The organism is Corynebacterium kefirresidentii (assembly GCF_016599755.1).
Taxonomy (GTDB): domain Bacteria; phylum Actinomycetota; class Actinomycetes; order Mycobacteriales; family Mycobacteriaceae; genus Corynebacterium; species Corynebacterium kefirresidentii.
Genome location: NZ_CP067012.1, coordinates 1,928,497 through 1,946,683, shown reverse-complemented (window position 1 = coordinate 1,946,683; position 18,187 = coordinate 1,928,497). Strand labels below are relative to the sequence as shown.

Annotated in this window: 11 protein-coding genes, 3 rRNA genes and 1 other RNA gene; 11 read left to right on the top strand and 4 right to left on the bottom strand. The window is 56.5% G+C overall.

What is annotated here, in order from left to right; genetic code table 11:
* Positions 1-66 precede the first annotated feature (66 nt).
* Positions 67-1,686 carry an AbgT family transporter gene (locus I6I12_RS09335; protein WP_200288003.1) on the bottom strand — a complete coding sequence of 540 codons (1,620 nt, stop codon included), beginning with the start codon at positions 1,684-1,686 and terminating at the stop codon, positions 67-69.
* Positions 1,687-1,795: 109 nt separating this feature from the next.
* Between I6I12_RS09335 and ftsE the strand changes: the two genes are divergently transcribed.
* The 11 genes from ftsE (at position 1,796) to I6I12_RS09280 (ending at position 13,709) form a co-directional block, all read left to right on the top strand.
* Positions 1,796-2,485: a cell division ATP-binding protein FtsE gene (gene ftsE / locus I6I12_RS09330; RefSeq protein WP_200288001.1), complete on the top strand. Its 690-nt coding sequence runs from the start codon at positions 1,796-1,798 to the stop codon at positions 2,483-2,485.
* Positions 2,482-3,384, top strand: coding sequence for a permease-like cell division protein FtsX (ftsX, locus tag I6I12_RS09325; RefSeq protein WP_200287999.1), 903 nt, complete (start codon positions 2,482-2,484; stop codon positions 3,382-3,384). The genes ftsE and ftsX overlap by 4 nt, the downstream gene beginning before the upstream one ends.
* 44 nt (positions 3,385-3,428) lie before the next feature.
* Positions 3,429-3,932, top strand: coding sequence for an SsrA-binding protein SmpB (gene smpB, locus I6I12_RS09320; RefSeq protein WP_005322310.1), 504 nt, complete (start codon positions 3,429-3,431; stop codon positions 3,930-3,932).
* Positions 3,925-4,281 (top strand): DUF488 domain-containing protein, encoded by a 357-nt coding sequence (locus I6I12_RS09315; RefSeq protein ID WP_200287997.1) that lies wholly within the window; start codon positions 3,925-3,927, stop codon positions 4,279-4,281. Before smpB ends, I6I12_RS09315 begins: the two co-directional genes overlap by 8 nt.
* A 62-nt stretch (positions 4,282-4,343) precedes the next feature.
* Positions 4,344-4,724: a transfer-messenger RNA gene (gene ssrA / locus I6I12_RS09310) on the top strand.
* Positions 4,725-5,528: 804 nt separating this feature from the next.
* Positions 5,529-7,046, top strand: a 16S ribosomal RNA gene (locus I6I12_RS09305).
* A 470-nt stretch (positions 7,047-7,516) separates the two neighbouring features.
* Positions 7,517-10,585, top strand: a 23S ribosomal RNA gene (locus I6I12_RS09300).
* A gap of 132 nt (positions 10,586-10,717) precedes the next feature.
* A 5S ribosomal RNA gene (gene rrf / locus I6I12_RS09295) occupies positions 10,718-10,835 on the top strand.
* Together the 16S, 23S and 5S rRNA genes form the textbook arrangement of a ribosomal RNA operon.
* Positions 10,836-10,927: 92 nt before the next feature.
* Complete coding sequence (locus tag I6I12_RS09290; protein ID WP_023022027.1) at positions 10,928-11,155, top strand: hypothetical protein; 228 nt, start codon at positions 10,928-10,930, stop codon at positions 11,153-11,155.
* Positions 11,143-12,282, top strand: coding sequence for a hypothetical protein (locus tag I6I12_RS09285; RefSeq protein WP_200287995.1), 1,140 nt, complete (start codon positions 11,143-11,145; stop codon positions 12,280-12,282). Before I6I12_RS09290 ends, I6I12_RS09285 begins: the two co-directional genes overlap by 13 nt.
* A gap of 179 nt (positions 12,283-12,461) precedes the next feature.
* Positions 12,462-13,709, top strand: coding sequence for an HNH endonuclease signature motif containing protein (locus I6I12_RS09280; protein ID WP_200287993.1), 1,248 nt, complete (start codon positions 12,462-12,464; stop codon positions 13,707-13,709).
* A 203-nt stretch (positions 13,710-13,912) separates the two neighbouring features.
* Here I6I12_RS09280 and I6I12_RS09275 read toward each other — a convergent pair whose 3' ends face one another.
* Genes I6I12_RS09275 through I6I12_RS09265 form a run of 3 tightly spaced genes read right to left on the bottom strand, consistent with a single transcriptional unit; the run spans position 13,913 to position 18,170 of the window.
* A complete protein-coding gene (locus I6I12_RS09275) occupies positions 13,913-14,536 on the bottom strand; it encodes a DUF3239 domain-containing protein (protein ID WP_023022023.1) in 624 nt (207 codons plus the stop codon).
* Positions 14,533-16,158 (bottom strand): DNA repair helicase XPB, encoded by a 1,626-nt coding sequence (locus I6I12_RS09270; RefSeq protein WP_200287991.1) that lies wholly within the window; start codon positions 16,156-16,158, stop codon positions 14,533-14,535. The genes I6I12_RS09275 and I6I12_RS09270 overlap by 4 nt, the downstream gene beginning before the upstream one ends.
* Positions 16,155-18,170 (bottom strand): helicase-associated domain-containing protein, encoded by a 2,016-nt coding sequence (locus I6I12_RS09265; RefSeq protein ID WP_200287989.1) that lies wholly within the window; start codon positions 18,168-18,170, stop codon positions 16,155-16,157. The genes I6I12_RS09270 and I6I12_RS09265 overlap by 4 nt, the downstream gene beginning before the upstream one ends.
* Between the last annotated feature and the right edge of the window lie 17 nt (positions 18,171-18,187).

Below are 18,187 nucleotides of genomic sequence, written 5' to 3'. Positions count from 1 at the left end.
AACGAAGGCCGAACTGAGAGGATTGTCTCTGCAGTTCGGCCTTTGTCTTGAGCTCGCGGCGAAATCTTATGCGGGGAAGTGCATCGGTGCACCTGGTCCCAGCGGGAGACCGATGAGGTACCAGATGACAAAGAAGATGAACCAGCCCACCAGCATGCATAGCGAGTAAGGAAGGGCGAGCGACATCAAGGTACCCACACCCGTGTGCTTGTAGTAGCGCTGCAGGAAGGTCAACGCCAGCGCGAAGTAGGGCGACATTGGGGTGATGATATTCGTCGGTGAGTCACCGATACGGAAGAGCATCTGGGAGACCTCGGGTGAGACGCCAACATACATCATCATCGGTACGATGACCGGGGCCATAAGCGCCCATTGGGCAGAGCCAGAGGTAATGAATAGGTTGAGCAGTGCCACCATGGCGACCAGCGCGGCGAACATGAGCAACGGCGGCAGGGACCAGTGCTGGAGTAGCTCGGAGCCCTTAATAGCGGTCCATACGCCGAGGTTGGACCACTCGAACCAAGCGAGGAACTGGGCGACGGCGAAAAAGAGGACCAGCATGGGAACGAGAGTCTCGATGCCCTTGGCCATAAACGTCGGCACATCAGCAAAGGACTTCACGGTGCCAGCCGCCAAGCCATAGGCAATGCCGCATACCAAGAAGGCCAAGGCAATGGGCACCGCGATGGCGCTGATGAGCGGCGACTCCATAAAGCTGTCTTCTTGGCTCGCCAGCGGGGAACCAGGGATAAACAGCAGGGCGAAGAAGGCGGCGAGGAAGATCGCCAGGGTGACGCCGGACGCTATCAAACCACGCTGTTCATTGGGTTTGATGCGCATGGCCTCTTCATCATCCGTGAAGTCGTATTCTTCCTTTTCCCCTTCCGCGTTGGAAGGGCCGCCAGCGGCTTTGGAAAAGGAGACTTCTTCGTAATTGATGTGGTCATGGTCTACCAATTCGCGGGCCTTTTTCACCATGAGGAATTCCGTGACCGCGGTATTGATGAGCGAAAGCACCACGGCGGAAGGGATGACGAAGAAGATATTCGCCAGCGGGCTGACCTCATACTCGGCATCGACGAACTGCGCGGCTGGAGTAGAAATACCAGCCAGCAGGAGGTCGGTGATATTGAGAATCAGCGAGGCATTAAATCCGGCTGACGAGGCGGCAAAGGCCACCATTGCACCCACGATGGGGGAGCGGCCCACCGCGTGGAAGGCCATGGCTCCCAGCGGAATCAGGATGACGTAGATGGCATCGGAGGCCACAGAGCCGGTCACACCGGCCAACGCCACGACGAAGGTAAGCATTTTGGCACTGACCTTGGTGACCATGCCGCGCACCAAGGCGGAAAGCAGGCCGGACTGCTCTGCTACGGCCACGCCGAGCATCACGGCAAGGATGACGCCGAGCGGTGGGAAGCTGGTGAAATTCTCCACGGCGTCTGTAACCATGCGCGAGATATTCTCGGTGGTCAGCAGCGATTCAACCTCAATGGTCTCGCCTGTCTTAGGATCCTCGGCGCTCATGCCAATGAGGTGCCCCAGCCAGGATGTCACAGCAACGATTGCCGCGAGGATGACGAAGAGCCAGAACGGATCCGGCAGCTTATTGCCAATCTTTTCTACAGTGCCTAGGAAGCCGCTTGCAGAACGTGGTTTTTCTTTAGTTTCGGTTTCGGCCATAGTATCGGCACTTTCTGTCGATTGGGTCGGAACAAATTAGTGTCTTAGACCACATTACTTAAATATAGTTCACAGCGCGGTGTCAACTTTGGTTGCTACAGTGATTCGCGTGATTAGATTCGACAACGTGACTAAGGCCTACTCCGCCGAGTCCCGCCCAGCGCTCGATGGGGTGTCTTTCGAGATTACGGATGGTGAATTCGCTTTCCTGATCGGTCCATCCGGTTCCGGTAAGTCCACCTTCTTGGAGCTTATGGTGCGCTATAGCAATGTCAGCGAGGGCGATATTTACTTTGATGATTTCCACGTCAATGAGCTTTCTGGCAAGCAGATCAACGCGCTGCGTCAGTCCATTGGGTACGTCTTTCAGGATTTCCGCCTGCTGCCCAAGCTGACGGTGTATCAAAACGTGGCCTTTGCACTGGAGGTCATTGGCAAGAGTAAGTACCGCATTTCCACCGCGGTCCCGCAGGTATTGGAGCTGGTGGGACTCCACGATCGCCACAACGCCTATCCGCATGAGCTCTCCGGTGGTGAGCAGCAGCGTGTGGCCATCGCTCGTGCGGTAGTTAATCGGCCAAAGCTCTTGCTTGCCGACGAACCCACGGGCAACCTCGATCCCGCCACCGCTGACGAGATCATGGACTTACTGCTGGGCATCAACCGCCGCGGCACCACCGTGGTCATGTCCACTCACAATGCCCGCGCCGTCAATAGGGCGCGCAAGCGCGTGCTGGAGCTGCGCAATGGAGTACTCGTGCGCGATGAGCACGAGGCAACCTATGAGGGGGAAGCATGAAGCTAGGGTTTATTTTCCGCGAAGCCACCAAGGGGCTTGGCCGCAACCTGACTATGACCATTGCCATGATTATCACCACCGCGATTGCGGTCGGGCTCGTTGTCGCCGGCATTATGGTGACCAACCTGACCAAGGACACCAAGGATATCTACCTCGACCGCGTCGAGGTCATGGTTCAGCTCAATGAGGATATTTCTGCCGGAGACCCAGACTGTACGAGTCCGGCCTGCGCGGATATCAAGGATAAGTTGGAGGCGGATGATTCCGTCGAGTCCGTGGAATACCGCAACCGCGCAGAATCCTATGAGCGGTTCAAAGAACTTTTTCAAGACACCGACCCTGTGATGGTGGAGCAAACCTCCCCTGATGCGCTGCCGGCTGCATTCCACGTGCGGCTTGTAGACCCAGAGGATGCCTCCGCAATCGATGCGATTCGGGATAACCCAGCGGTAGAGGACGTCGTCGACCAGCAGCAAGAGGTGCGCAATGCCGCTAGCAACCTCGACTCCATCCGCAATGCCACCTTCATCCTAGCCATCGTGATGTCTGTGGCGGCCATCTTCTTGGTGGCTAATATGGTGCAAATTGCTGCATTCCACCGCACTCGCGAAACGGAGATCATGCGCATGGTGGGCGCAAGCCGGTGGATGACGCAAGCGCCATTCGTCATGGAAGCAGTCTTGGCTTCCCTCATCGGTGTACTCCTCGGCGGGGCCGGCATCTTCTTGGGCAAGTCCCAAGTGGTAGACCCGTCCCTGCAGGGACTTTATGAATCACAGCTGCTTGCTCCTATGAAATCCGGCGATCTCTGGATTGCCCTCCCGCTCGTTGGCCTGCTAGCGCTGGTGGTTACCGCCGTTACGGCCCATATCACCCTGCGGTCATATGTGCGCAAATAGTCTGTTTGCCGGGCCAGTCAAAAGGGCACTACACTGGCATAACTATGGCTAAGAAGGGCAAGAAAAACAAGAAGGCGGCATCCGGCGAGGCTACGCTTGCGACCAACCGCCGGGCCCGGCACGACTACAAAATTCTCGAGGAGTACGAGTGTGGCATCGTCCTGCTCGGCACCGAGATTAAATCCCTGCGGGAGGGCAAAATCTCGCTCAATGATGCCTTCGCCACCATTGACGATGGCGAAGTGTACTTGCGGAACCTCCACATTCCGGAGTACTCCATGGGCTCGTGGACGAACCACAGCCCGCGGCGCACCCGCAAGCTTTTATTGCACCGCCGCGAGATCGACAAACTTTATGGCCAGGTGCGCAATGGCAATAAGACCCTGGTTCCGCTCAAGGTTTATCTCAAAAATGGTTACGCCAAGCTTTCGCTTGCGCTGGCCCAAGGCAAGCAGGACTATGACAAGCGAGAGGATATTAAGCGCCGCGACCAGGACCGCGAAATCTCCCGCGAGCTCGGTCGCCGCGTGAAGGGCATCAATGTTTAAAACAGCGAAAGTCCACGACGTCATCAAGGGTGAGGACACCATCGAAGGCGTCGGGGTGCTGGTGGATCGGATGTGGCCCCGGGGCGTCGCCAAGAGCGATGTGGACTACGAGAAATGGTTCAAGGACGTCGCACCAAGTCCCGAGCTGCGCAAATGGTGGAACCACGACGAGGAGCGCTTCGACGAGTTTGCCCGCCGTTACAAGGCCGAGCTGGATGACAATGACTCCGAAGAGCTCACCCAGCTGCTTGCGCTTGCCGACGCCACCCTTCTCTTCGCCGCCACCAACCGCAAGGTCAACCACGCAGTGGTCCTCAAAGAGTGGCTGGAGGAGCACTTGAGGAAATAAAAGTGGGTGGGGTAGTGTTATACGAACCGTAGGGAAGATGCACTATCCCGTCCCTACCGCATGGGGTTGATTTGGTTTCGACTTCGTGCACTGAGCCAGGGGAAGCGTGCCGGTGCAGGCTAACGACCACCGTATAAGCGTCGTAGCAACCAATAAACGCAGAGAAGAACTCTCAGCGTGACTACGCCCTCGCTGCCTAATTACAGCGACGCGTGTCTGTCAGCCTAGGTTTCGTTCCTGACCTAGAACCTGGCATCGACTAAGGAACTAGCCGGCTGGCCGGGTCATCAGGACCAGTCGGGACTCTTACTGGTGACTGGGCCCATCATCCGGACGTGTTCGCCCGATCCGGAGGGCCGAGGAGAGATCCTGTGCGAACTGCGCACGGAGAAGCCCTGGCAAGGTGACGAAGGACCCGGGTTCAATTCCCGGCAGCTCCACCGATAGGCCCCCGAGAAATCGGGGGCCTTTTTCCATGCAAGGAGCCCGGTGGTCATCTTGCTGTTAATTGTCCGCCCTCCCCAATCCATTTTTGGGATCGCCCACCTAAAGGGGAGCGGTCCACCAGAGAGGCCTTTCAAATATGGGAGAAAGCATCTCGATTGCAGGCTTCCTTGAGGCATTAGTAGCTATGGGGCCACTTAGCCAGGTAAGACTCTGTCATAGTGCCCGTTATCCTGGGGATTTGTGTTGTTTGGTTGTGGTGGGCTAGATTAATCCAAGTCGCCGAGAGGTAGCCGGGAGGTTACTTGATGGTGACATTTTGTACGGACTTGGTTCGATGATTTGACTTTGTTCTTTGAGTTGAGTAAGTTTGTACGGGCTGCCGATGAGAGGTTAACGGGAAGTTAATTTTTTGTTGGTTGGTGGTGATGTTTGAGAACTCAATAGTGTGCCAATGTACTTTTTATTTTTTGTGTGCATGGTTGTGTGTTGATTGGTTTGTCTGCCAGCAGGCTTAGTGGTTTGTTGGTTGGTGTGTGCCGGTTGGGTATGTGAAACACGTACCTTTTTGAATGCTGTTTGGTGTTTCGGCTGCATTGAGATGGATTGGTTGGCATGTGATTGTGTTTACCTTTTTTGGTTTCCTCTTTTTGACCCCGTCGGGTTGAGGGGACTGTTTATTTTTCTTTGTAGTAATTTTTTGGACGCCAGCATGAGCTGCATTTTGTGTGGTTTGTGGTGGTTTGTTCTTTTGTTGGGTTTCGGGCTTTTCACGGCCTGTTTCGGATTTGTTCTGAAATTTTTTTGTGGAGAGTTTGATCCTGGCTCAGGACGAACGCTGGCGGCGTGCTTAACACATGCAAGTCGAACGGAAAGGCCCTGCTTGCAGGGTACTCGAGTGGCGAACGGGTGAGTAACACGTGGGTGATCTGCCCTGCACTTCGGGATAAGCCTGGGAAACTGGGTCTAATACCGGATAGGAGCCATTTTTAGTGTGATGGTTGGAAAGTTTTTTCGGTGTAGGATGAGCTCGCGGCCTATCAGCTTGTTGGTGGGGTAATGGCCTACCAAGGCGGCGACGGGTAGCCGGCCTGAGAGGGTGGACGGCCACATTGGGACTGAGATACGGCCCAGACTCCTACGGGAGGCAGCAGTGGGGAATATTGCACAATGGGCGCAAGCCTGATGCAGCGACGCCGCGTGGGGGATGACGGCCTTCGGGTTGTAAACTCCTTTCGCTAGGGACGAAGCTTTTTGTGACGGTACCTAGATAAGAAGCACCGGCTAACTACGTGCCAGCAGCCGCGGTAATACGTAGGGTGCGAGCGTTGTCCGGAATTACTGGGCGTAAAGGGCTCGTAGGTGGTTTGTCGCGTCGTCTGTGAAATTCCGGGGCTTAACTCCGGGCGTGCAGGCGATACGGGCATAACTTGAGTACTGTAGGGGTAACTGGAATTCCTGGTGTAGCGGTGAAATGCGCAGATATCAGGAGGAACACCGATGGCGAAGGCAGGTTACTGGGCAGTTACTGACGCTGAGGAGCGAAAGCATGGGTAGCGAACAGGATTAGATACCCTGGTAGTCCATGCCGTAAACGGTGGGCGCTAGGTGTGAGGGTCTTTTCACGACTTTCGTGCCGTAGCTAACGCATTAAGCGCCCCGCCTGGGGAGTACGGCCGCAAGGCTAAAACTCAAAGGAATTGACGGGGGCCCGCACAAGCGGCGGAGCATGTGGATTAATTCGATGCAACGCGAAGAACCTTACCTGGGCTTGACATACACCGGATCGGGCTAGAGATAGTCTTTCCCTTTGTGGCTGGTGTACAGGTGGTGCATGGTTGTCGTCAGCTCGTGTCGTGAGATGTTGGGTTAAGTCCCGCAACGAGCGCAACCCTTGTCTTATGTTGCCAGCATTTGGTTGGGGACTCATGAGAGACTGCCGGGGTCAACTCGGAGGAAGGTGGGGATGACGTCAAATCATCATGCCCCTTATGTCCAGGGCTTCACACATGCTACAATGGTCGGTACAACGCGCAGCGACACTGTGAGGTGGAGCGAATCGCTGAAAGCCGGCCTTAGTTCGGATTGGGGTCTGCAACTCGACCCCATGAAGTCGGAGTCGCTAGTAATCGCAGATCAGCAACGCTGCGGTGAATACGTTCCCGGGCCTTGTACACACCGCCCGTCACGTCATGAAAGTTGGTAACACCCGAAGCCGGTGGCCCAAACTTGTTAGGGAGCCGTCGAAGGTGGGATCGGCGATTGGGACGAAGTCGTAACAAGGTACCCGTACCGGAAGGTGCGGGTGGATCACCTCCTTTCTAAGGAGCTTTATTATTCGGGCACAGTTGTGCCTTGTCCTGCCACTTTGTGGTGGGTGTTGGTTGAGTGTGCGAGTGTCATGCTGCCAACGTTGTTTGTTTGAAAATTTCCGGGTGGAAGATACACCTTTAAGACAAAGACCGAGTGTTTGAATGGCGCTTTGTGACACACAGTGTCGTGCACAGTTTGAAAAAAAGTATTTGTTTGTATGTTGGTGCATTGTTGGGTGTCTGGGGCATTATCCCCTTTTTTTGGTGCCTGACCATATGACTGGTGGACACAGTGTGTGTGCTGGTTGATGGTTGGGGTGTTGTGTGAGAACTGTATAGTGGACGCGAGCATTAAACACGTATGACGTGCTGCGCTTTGTGTGTGGTGTGTTGTGTGTGTTTGTGTGATTTCTTTTTTGTGTTTATTTTGTCAAGTTCACTTGTGTGGCCGCCCGCGCTTTTTGTGTGTGGTGGTTTGTGTGTTCGTTATTAAGGGCGCATGGTGGATGCCTTGGCATGCTGAGCCGATGAAGGACGTGAAAGGCTGCGTTAAGCCTCGGGGAGTTGTCAATTAAGCGTTGATCCGAGGATGTCCGAATGGGGAAACCTGGCCCTGGTTATGTGGGGTTACCCTTCAGTGAATTCATAGCTGTTGTGGGGGTTTACGCGGGGAAGTGAAACATCTCAGTACCCGTAGGAGAAGAAAATAATAATGATTCTGCTAGTAGTGGCGAACGAACGTGGATGAGGCTAAACCGTGTGCATGTGATACCTGGTAGGGGTTGTGTGTGCGGTGTTGTGGGCCCTGATGTGCGGTGACTACCATCATCGTGCTTGCGCATTGTTGTTAGGTGAAGTGGTTTGGAATGGCCTGCCGGAGTAGGTGAGAGTCCTGTAGCTGAAGATGATGATGTGTGGGTTGTTGGGTTGCCCGAGTAGCAGCGGGCTCGTGGAATCTGCTGTGAATCTGCCGGGACCACCCGGTAAGCCTAAATACTCAGTGTGACCGATAGTGTATGAGTACCGTGAGGGAATGGTGAAAAGTACCCCGGGAGGGGAGTGAAATAGTTCCTGAAACCATGTGCTTACAATCCGTCAGAGCACCGTGTGTGTGTGATGGCGTGCCTTTTGAAGAATGAGCCTGCGAGTCAGCGGCATGTCGCGAGGTTAACCCGTGTGGGGTAGCCGTAGGGAAACCGAATCCTAATGGGGTGTCAAGTGGCATGTCCTGGACCCGAAGCGGGGTGATCTACCCATGGCCAGTGTGAAGCAGCTGTAAGAGGTTGTGGAGGCGCGAACCCACGTAGGTTGAAAACTGCGGGGATGAGCTGTGGGTAGGGGTGAAAGGCCAATCAAACTCCGTGATAGCTGGTTCTCCCCGAAATGCATTTAGGTGCAGCGTCGTATTATAGCTTGGTGGAGGTAGAGCGACTGGTTGGTTGAGCGGGACTACAATCTTAGCAATGTCAGCCAAACTCCGAATGCCACTAATTGTGTTGTACGGCAGTGAGACTGTGGGGGATAAGCTTCATAGTCGAGAGGGAAACAGCCCAGATCGCCGGTTAAGGCCCCTAAGGGTGTACTAAGTGGAAAAGGATGTGGGATCGCGAAGACAGCCAGGAGGTTGGCTTAGAAGCAGCCATCCTTGAAAGAGTGCGTAATAGCTCACTGGTCGAGTGGTTCTGCGCCGACAATGTAGTGGGGCTCAAGTACACCGCCGAAGCCGCGGCAACAATTTTTTTGTTGGGTAGGGGAGCGTCGTGCATGGGTTGAAGCGTTACCGTAAGGAGGCGTGGACTGTGTGCGAGTGAGAATGCAGGCATGAGTAACGAATTGATAGGTGAGAATCCTATCCGCCGGATGACTAAGGGTTCCTGGGTCAAGTTCGTCTTCCCAGGGTGAGTCGGGACCTAAGGCGAGGCCGACAGGCGTAGTCGATGGATAACCAGTTGATATTCTGGTACCCGTACATGCGCGCCCATGATAAAGCACTGATACTAACCACCGCGGATGCATTGCTGGTCTTCTTTGAAGTCTGGTGGTGTTGATGTCGTGGGGCCTGATGTGTGGTTCAAGTGATGGGGTGACGCAGTGAGGTAGCCACGCCACTTATTGGATTGGTGGTGTAAGCGTGCAGACCGTGTGGTAGGTAAATCCGCCGCACATTTTGGTTGAGGCGTGATGCGTAGACCCATTGGGGTTGATGGTGGTGATCCTGTACTGTCGAGAAAAGCCTCTAGCGATGTGTGTGTATGGCCCGTACCCTAAACCGACACAGGTGGTCAGGTTGAAAATACTAAGGCGTTCGGGTGAACTGTGGTTAAGGAATTCGGCAAAATGCCCCCGTAACTTCGGGAGAAGGGGGGCCCTACGATGTGAGCATCCTTGCGGTGTTAAGCGTTGTGGGGTCGCAGAGAATAGAGGGAAGCGACTGTTTATCAAAAACACAGGTCCATGCGAAGACGTTAAGTTGATGTATATGGACTGACGCCTGCCCGGTGCTGGAAGGTTAAGAGGACCGGTTAGTCAACTTTGTTGGCGAAGCTGAGAATTTAAGCCCCAGTAAACGGCGGTGGTAACTATAACCATCCTAAGGTAGCGAAATTCCTTGTCGGGTAAGTTCCGACCTGCACGAATGGCGTAACGACTTCTCTGCTGTCTCAACCACAGGCCCGGTGAAATTGCACTACGAGTAAAGATGCTCGTTACGCGCGGCAGGACGAAAAGACCCCGGGACCTTCACTATAGCTTGGTATTGGTGTTTGGTTCGGTTTGTGTAGGATAGGTGGGAGACTTGGAAGCTATCACGCTAGTGGTGGTGGAGTCGTTGTTGAAATACCACTCTGATCGGATTGAGCATCTAACCTTGGCCCATGATCTGGGTTGGGGACAGTGCCTGGTGGGTAGTTTAACTGGGGCGGTTGCCTCCCAAAATGTAACGGAGGCGCCCAAAGGTTCCCTCAGCCTGGTTGGCAATCAGGTGGTGAGTGTAAGTGCACAAGGGAGCTTGACTGTGAGACAGACATGTCGAGCAGGGACGAAAGTCGGGACTAGTGATCCGGCACCTACTTGTGGATGTGGTGTCGCTCAACGGATAAAAGGTACCCCGGGGATAACAGGCTGATCTTCCCCAAGAGTCCATATCGACGGGATGGTTTGGCACCTCGATGTCGGCTCGTCGCATCCTGGGGCTGGAGTAGGTCCCAAGGGTTGGGCTGTTCGCCCATTAAAGCGGCACGCGAGCTGGGTTCAGAACGTCGTGAGACAGTTCGGTCTCTATCCGCCGCGCGCGTTGAAACTTGAAGAAAGCTGTCCCTAGTACGAGAGGACCGGGACGGACGTACCTCTAGTGTGCCAGTTATCCCGCCAGGGGTATCGCTGGTTGGCTACGTACGGAAGGGATAACCGCTGAAAGCATCTAAGCGGGAAGCCTGTTTTAAGATGAGGTTTCGTTAAGGTCCCCTAAAGACGATAGGGTAGATAGGCCAGACCTGGACGCACTGTAAGGTGTGAAGGCTACTGGTACTAATTGACCACAACAAACACCAACACACACTATGTGTGCTGGCAAAAAGCAACAAAACAAGAAACAGTCACTGTAGTGACCGCGTCCACTATGCAGTATCTGACACAACACCCGAACACCCATTAAAAAGAGAGGGTAGATGTTCTGAAGGTTTGTCGGTGGTCAATAGCTGCAGGGAAACGCCCGGTCCCATTCCGAACCCGGAAGCTAAGCCTGCACACGCTGATGGTACTGCAACCGGGAGGTTGTGGGAGAGTAAGTCACCGCCGACACCAAACAACAAAAACACAACAAAATACAAACAAGAAGAAGAGGACGGTATACCACCGCCCTCTTCTTTCGTCGTTTTGCTAGTCTCAAACGCATGGACCAAAGGCAGATTTCTACTGTGGTGGAACAAGTAGAGCAAGGAATTCAAGGCTTGCAAGACATCGATAAGCTTCTGGCCTATTTAGACAGCTTGCATCCGGATGATCTGGGCGGTGTAGAGTTCCTCGTTGATCGCATGTTTGAAGACGAGCGTAACCAAATATGGGATCTGACGGAATCTCTCAAGGAATTCCTCGCGGATTTAAAGGAATGCCAGAAGTAAGGCAGACGCTTGCCGAAGCAACCATTAACTTTGTAAAGCCCACCGGACTAAACTTGGCTGACCCCGACGATTCGGGCCAGTACGCCGACCAGGTGTGGAAGGCCGGCGAGCTGCTCCAGACCGCCATGTTTGAACCTCATCTTCTAGCCGGCTATGGAATTGAGCCAATAGAGGTTCACGATATCTTCCTAGTGGCACAACGCGCAGTTGACGAAGTTCTGCAACTGTTGCCGCATATTGAGGATGTCAACGACGCCGTGCGTTGGAGTGCCGAGCGCTTGGCAGAGGAACTACCTCATGCAGCTCAACTATCAAAGATTGACGCGCTGTACTTGGCCCAGTGGCTCTTGGGCATTCTTGAGTCGCCGTATGCGGAACTAATAGATATTGACCCCGTGCAGTACGAGGAATCTTTAGGCGTAGAGGGCGTGAAGGAACTTCGCGAGCGGGCGCATGGCGCGTATGCGAGGCGTCGGCTCGCGGTGCTTTCTGGCTCTGTCGAGGACGTATATCGTACTCATACGGACGGATACGAGCAGCTGATTCGCGGCCTTTCGGAGATAGGTCAGTTTGACCTCGCCTATAGGTACTCAGAGAAGGCCATGCTGGCGTTGCCCACGGAGGATACTTTCCAGATCGTTACTTTTTGGGCCGCGCTTTGCGACGCCCACTTTCCCCACCGCAGCCCCGCCGTGCACCGGATAGCCTTCGATAGTTTTCCAATGCTATCGACTGCGCGTGGGCTTTTTGCGGCCGTAGGGGACACCGCGTCAGTACTCATCCAGACTCGCCTGCGGGATAAACCATGGGACCTAGCGATGTTCCAGTACCTGTGCCTAAATGATCCGGAGGGTGCTTGGGCAACAGCCTCAGACGCTGGAATTGAATGGAGCTTGGCAGAACGGCTTCTTCCGGACTTGCCGGACGAGACCATTCCCATTCTGATGCGAATAATCGAGGAGCAGTTGGAAAACGAGTGTGGTTGCGACCAAGCGTGTGCGTTGCTCGGGAAGGTCCAAAAGGTTGCTGAACCAACTTCTTTTGAAGAATTCTTGGGTCGACTAAAACGGAAGTTTTCTGATTGCCCCGAAATTCGATCCCAGCTTGCCGACGTCGACGAACTCTAAACCATTCCTTTTACCCCCGCCGGTGTGTGGGGTGTGACTCTGGAGATCCCTGCAGGTTTAGGTCACCCTATTCGAACATAAACACCCCCATCAAGAGCATATGTCCGAAAGCCGGGATACTATAAGGCCACTGGTTAGAAACCACGTACGAACCCCTACTTTTTGTTGGAGTACACCCCGTGACTGCCACACTATCCCCACCTCAACCCGATACCGCCCTCGACTATCCCGACACCCTCCTCATTTCCGGCCATCCCGATACTGATCCTCTAGATGAAGGTGATGTGCCCGAAGCGTTCTACACCACCAACGCACCCGGCAACCACATCGGCCAAGCCGGCACCTACACCCGCAAAACCTCCTGGTTCCTCTACCGCGCAATCCTCCCCCAACTAGACGAAGATGTTGATTTAAGCCTGACCAGTCTCGCCAAAGACCTTGGTATCTCCTACTCGAAACTCCAAGGCTTCCTGCGCGCCCACTTCCGCATGCGCCAATTACCTCTAGTCACCGAAGTGCAAGGCCTCCACTGGATCCTCGATCTGACCAAATTGCGCATCATCGACCGCGAACTACACCGATTGGAAAATAACCTAGATGACCTCGAAGCCATCGACGCCGCACTCGCAGACTTCCTCACGCCCACCGCACCGAATCAAACAGTCCCCACTGATGCTGAACTACGCCGCTTCATCCGCGGCTTCATCGACACCCACTTGCGCCCCGGAGACAAAGAAGAAAAGCCGCAACCCACACTCCGGATAAACTACAACCCCGATAACACCACTACACTATCTTTGACCTGCGATAGTGCTACCGCCACAATCATCGCCCGCCATATCGATGTGTACACCAACAAGGCACACACCACCGCAGCGCAGGGCCTTATCGATCTCATCCTCGAAGACACCCATACCAGCGTCGCTATAAACACCTTCACCACCAACGAAGACACCAATATCGTCTTTCATCCCGGCGCAGGTTGGATAAATCTCAACCATGCCCCCACAGACAACACCTTCATCCGCCGGCTTAACGCCGACGAAGTAGACTCCTACATCCCTGACGCCGACATCCGCGCCTACACTCAAGGCAGAGACGCCACCTGCCGCTGGCCCGGCTGCACCGTACCCGCCACACAGTGCCAACTAGACCACCGCATTGAATACCACCAAGGCGGACCGACCAGCCCAGATAATTTAGTAAACCTCTGCCAACACCACCACAACATCAAAACCGACCGCCGCGTCCACTACATCCTCGACCCCATCACCGGCACCATCGCCTGGCTCCACCGAGACGGCACCTACCAACTAGACCACGCCACCGGGCCCCTAGCCACACACCAAACACACTGGAACCACACCTGGGCACAATACCTCGCACTACAACAACAGCGATCAAAAAGAGAGAAAGTGAAAGGATAAAGACGCCCGCCTCGCGGTTTAATTGTGATTGCGCGGGTTGCATATTTAGCGCGTAACTCGGTTTCTCGTTGAGGGCTACCGAGGCGTTGATCTTGCCTCGTGTGCTCACAGGACGAGGCAAGATGACGACCAATCCCTTGCCTAGCGTGGAAGTTTCAGTTGGGTCTGTGAACGGACCTGTATCCGACGTAGCTTATGCAGCTCTAGAGAACCAGCAGGTCGAACTTAGTAGCCTTGACGTCGGAAAGGCGCTTGCGGGCGCGCTCGAGGCGCTGCCACTGGTCTTGGGGGATGGATTTGCGAGCGATGGTGACGGTCTCGGCGTCGGGGGTGCCCCAAGCGATGGGCATCGGGGTGATTTGCTGCCAGTGGTTGTTGTCCGCGCGGCCAGAAACAGCCGCAACGGGAACCTTGGTGCCTACGGTCCGTTGGGTGCCGGGGATGGCGGTCACAGTGCGCAGGCACGCAGCCCAGCGGGGAGGCAAGGAGGGATCCACGTTGGTATTAACCAATGCGAGCAAGACCATATCGCGCTCATTTACTTCGGCGATGACGGCCGGAGCAAGGGGATAGGAGTCATAGAGTTGCTGGGCGGTGCCAACTTTACGAGCGGCGGCAAAGCCGACGATGGCCACCATGATTCCGAATAGAATCATGCCCAGGCCGATAGTGATGCCCCAGGAAAATCCCCACCAGATGGCCGCGCCGCCGATGATGAGCAGGATGCCCAGTACGAGGCCGGAAAGGCGAAGGCGGTTGGAATCGCGCAAGAGCTCGTTATTGGCCTTGGCAAAGGACTCGTCTACGTCGAACTTGAAGATTTTCATTGTTCTAAGTCTAGTGCGTCGATAAGCCGGTAGGCATATCCTTGTTCGGCGAGGAAACGCTGGCGGTGCACGGCGTAGTCAGCATCGAGGCTATCGCGGGTGACCAGCGAATAAAAGAGCGCCTCTTCTTCCTTGGGGCGGAGTAGCCGGCCAAGGCGCTGAGCCTCTTCCTGGCGGGAACCGAAGGTGCCGGAGACCTGGATGGCTAGGGCGGCCTCGGGGAGATCGATGGAGAAATTGGCGACCTTGGACACCACCAGAACGGGAAGGCTGCCATCCCGGAATTGCTGGAAGAGGCGTTCGCGCTTAGCAGTGGAGGTGGAGCCATCGATTACGGGGGCGTCGAGATGCGCGCCAAGTTCTTTGAGCTGGTCGACGTAGCCGCCGATGATAAGCGCCTGCTGCGGGTGGCGGGCCAAGATTTTGTCGACCGCGCGGAGCTTGGCGGCAGCCTGGGCAGCGATGCGGTAGCGGTCGCGAGGTTGGGCGGTGGCATAGAGCATGCGCTCCTCGGCGTCCATGTCTACGCGGACCTCGATGCACTCGGCGGTGGCGATATAGCCGGCCATCTCGAGCTCTTTCCATGGGGCGTCGTAGCGCTTAGGTCCGATGAGGGAAAAGACGTCGCCCTCGCGGCCGTCCTCGCGCACGAGGGTGGCGGTGAGCCCTAGTCGACGCCGCGATTGGAGGTCCGAAGTCATGCGAAATACCGGCGCGGGCAGGAGGTGGACCTCGTCGTAGATGATGAGGCCCCAATCGCGGGAGTCGAAGAGCTCGAGGGCGCGGTATTCGCCTTTGGTTTTACGCGTGACCACCTGGTAGGTGGCAATGGTGATGGGCTTGATTTCCTTCTTCTCGCCGGAGTATTCGCCGATTTCATTTTCCGTCAGCGTGGTGCGGCGCAGGAGCTCGTCGCGCCATTGGCGGCCGGCGACGGTATTAGTGACCAAGATGAGCGTGGTGGATTCCGCCTTGGCCATGGCTGCCGCACCGACGATGGTTTTGCCAGCACCGCACGGCAGCACCACGACGCCAGAGCCGCCGGACCAAAAGGCCTCGGTGGCGTACTGCTGATAATCGCGCAGTTGCCATCCATCATGATTGAGGGCGATGGGGTGGGACTCGCCATCGACATAACCTGCGAGGTCTTCTGCCGGCCAGCCCGCCTTGAGGAGGGCTTGCTTGAGGCGGCCGCGCTCGGAGGGTGGGACGGCGATGGAATGCTCGTCGATGCGAGCGCCAAGGAGTTTTCCGGTTGCGCCGCGGGAGAGTTCTTCCAGGATAGGCGGCTCTTCGGACTCGAGAATGAGGCCGTGGGCTGGGTGGGCGTGCAGGCGAACGCGGCCGTATCGAGACATGGTTTCGGCGACGTCGATAAGCAGGGCTTGGGGGACCGGAAAGCGCGAGTAGTTTTCGAGGACGTCGACGACCTGCTCGGCGTCGTGTCCGGCCGCGCGGGCATTCCACAGCGCGAGCGGAGTAATGCGGTAGGTGTGCACGTGCTCGGGAGCGCGCTCCAGCTCTGCAAAGGGAGCGAGCGCGGCGCGGGCCTCTGCGGCCTGGGCGTGATCCACCTCGAGCAGGACGGTCTTATCCGACTGCACAATTAATGGTCCATTCATGGCTCCAGCGTAACGGAGGTGATCCGGTGCAAGGGAAATCGGATAGTGGAGCCGTCGGATGCGCGGGCGTCGATTTGCCCACCCGCGACCGTCAGCGGGGTAACGGTGCGGTGCTTTTCGTTGCCGTTCTTATCTGCATAGCCAATGGTGATCGGCCGGGCAGTACGAGCGGCCGCGTGGACTATATCGAGGCTGGGAGTGGAAGGCGCGGAGTCATCGCGCAGGTTGCGCATGGCCTTCGCAATGTCCGGGGAAGCGGGGGCCCGACGCGCGGTGGGGGTCGGCAGGGTGGCTGGCTCCGGCGCAACCGTGAGGCTCGCGCCGTTGTGGTCCTCGGCCGCGGGAGAAAGACCGTGATCGCGCAGCCGCTCCAGCAGGTCGTGTACCGGCAGTTGAGAAATAGCGACGGTGGGAGCGAGCAGACGCAAAGGCGCGGCCTTGAGCGCAATCTGCAGGAGGGCTGGGTCCTCGCTGCGCAGGTAGGACAGTGCCGGGCCGGAGCGCAGGGTGCCATGGCGCTTGGCGACGTCCCCAATATGGAACTCCAGTGTCTGCGGCACCTCGCCGTGTGCCGCGAAAAAGGCGTGGATTTCCTCCCCGGTCATCCCGCGATCAAGGCCGCGGCGCAAAGAAGCGTCCGAGATGCGGTAGACACTGGCCAAGCCGGGGGATTCAAGGTCCGCGACGGATTCGAGCCGTTGGTGGGTCTCTGGATCGAGCGGGCCAGGAACTAATACGGTCATATCTGCCTGAATTAGGAAATAGTCAACCGTACCTGGGGTCAGGCGGGCGGCGGCCTCGGGGCCCTCGATAAGCACACTGGTGGGGCGATCGAGGGCGATTGCGCCGATCCACTCGGCTTCCGCGCGGAGATCGGCGATAGTCTCGTCCGCGGTATGCGTGGCAAAGAGTGGGAAGTGGAAGCGGAGGGCTTCTTCGAAGGTGGGTTTCGCCCCACGCAGATAGACCTGCAGGACCTTTTCCCTGAAGCCCGGCAGGCGGTCATTGGTGTGCGCCAGTGTGCGGCCTTCGTTGGTCCACGTGGAGGTTGTCCATGACTCGAGCAGGAGCTGCCATTTTTCGGCGAGGCTGGCGTCGAGCCAGGTTTGGGCGAGCTCCGTTGGGGCGAGGAAATTGCCCTCCATGTTTTTCGGCTCGCCGCGGCTTAGTAGGCGGGCACTCATGCCGAGTTCGATGAGGCGGCGCAACTCCTCCTCGCCAATGTTAAGGGGCTTGCTTAATCCGGTGAGCTGGCGAACGCCGACGGTCTTGTCTTTGAGGAGTTTTATCGGACGTGCGCCTAGGGAGTCAATGACACGCTGCATGCCGCGCACGACGGATAACCCGGCTGCAGTGCCAGCATCATCGGCCTTGGAATCGGGGGAGGGGGATTCGGTGATTCCTTCCATAGGGATAGTAGCGGTGGCTTTGCCGTTCAGCGCAAGATGCACGGCGCGTGGCAGGCGGACGGTGGTTGAGTCAACGCGGTGGAGCAGCTGCTTGGCGATGAGCCGCGAGATCGGCCGGGTCGGATCCGCATCAACGGCTGCGTCCCGCGTGGTGCCGAGGCCATTGGACCGGGACAGAGTCTCGAGGACCTTGCGCTCTTCAGCTGGCAGCTCGGCGATGTCTGCTGGGCTTACTCGGATTTGTTCGAGGAGGGACCAGCCCGTAGGTAGGGCAGGCATGACCTCGGGCGGAATGAGGACGTTGCCGTATGTTAGTCCGCGCTCCTTGAGCTGGCGGGTTATCTCTGGATGCAGGTCTTCTACCTCCTCGAGCTCCCCACCACGGCGCGCGATGTCCTCGATTTCCGCGAGCAGTTCCGCGGAGCAGTCCATAAGGGCTCGTGCGATAGAGGTGCGCAGCAGGAGCCGAGTGGCGAGCGCGGCGATACTTGGGGGTAGTGGATTGAGCACATCCGGTCGGTTGCGGAGGACTGTTGCCAGCTCTTCTTCGTCAAGGGAGGCAAGCCACGTGCGGAAATGCGGAAGATGGGAAGACTGAGTCATGATGACTTCCCAGTTTA

Excerpts from the sequence above, each read along its gene's own strand:
- smpB (WP_005322310.1), top strand. The coding sequence starts at position 3,429 with ATGGCTAAGAAGGGCAAGAAAAACAAGAAGGCGGCATCCGGCGAGGCT.
- I6I12_RS09265 (WP_200287989.1), bottom strand. The coding sequence starts at position 18,170 with ATGACTCAGTCTTCCCATCTTCCGCATTTCCGCACGTGGCTTGCCTCC.
- I6I12_RS09335 (WP_200288003.1), bottom strand. The coding sequence starts at position 1,686 with ATGGCCGAAACCGAAACTAAAGAAAAACCACGTTCTGCAAGCGGCTTC.
- I6I12_RS09270 (WP_200287991.1), bottom strand. The coding sequence starts at position 16,158 with ATGAATGGACCATTAATTGTGCAGTCGGATAAGACCGTCCTGCTCGAG.
- ftsX (WP_200287999.1), top strand. The coding sequence starts at position 2,482 with ATGAAGCTAGGGTTTATTTTCCGCGAAGCCACCAAGGGGCTTGGCCGC.
- I6I12_RS09285 (WP_200287995.1), top strand. The coding sequence starts at position 11,143 with ATGCCAGAAGTAAGGCAGACGCTTGCCGAAGCAACCATTAACTTTGTA.
- I6I12_RS09290 (WP_023022027.1), top strand. The coding sequence starts at position 10,928 with ATGGACCAAAGGCAGATTTCTACTGTGGTGGAACAAGTAGAGCAAGGA.
- I6I12_RS09275 (WP_023022023.1), bottom strand. The coding sequence starts at position 14,536 with ATGAAAATCTTCAAGTTCGACGTAGACGAGTCCTTTGCCAAGGCCAAT.
- I6I12_RS09315 (WP_200287997.1), top strand. The coding sequence starts at position 3,925 with ATGTTTAAAACAGCGAAAGTCCACGACGTCATCAAGGGTGAGGACACC.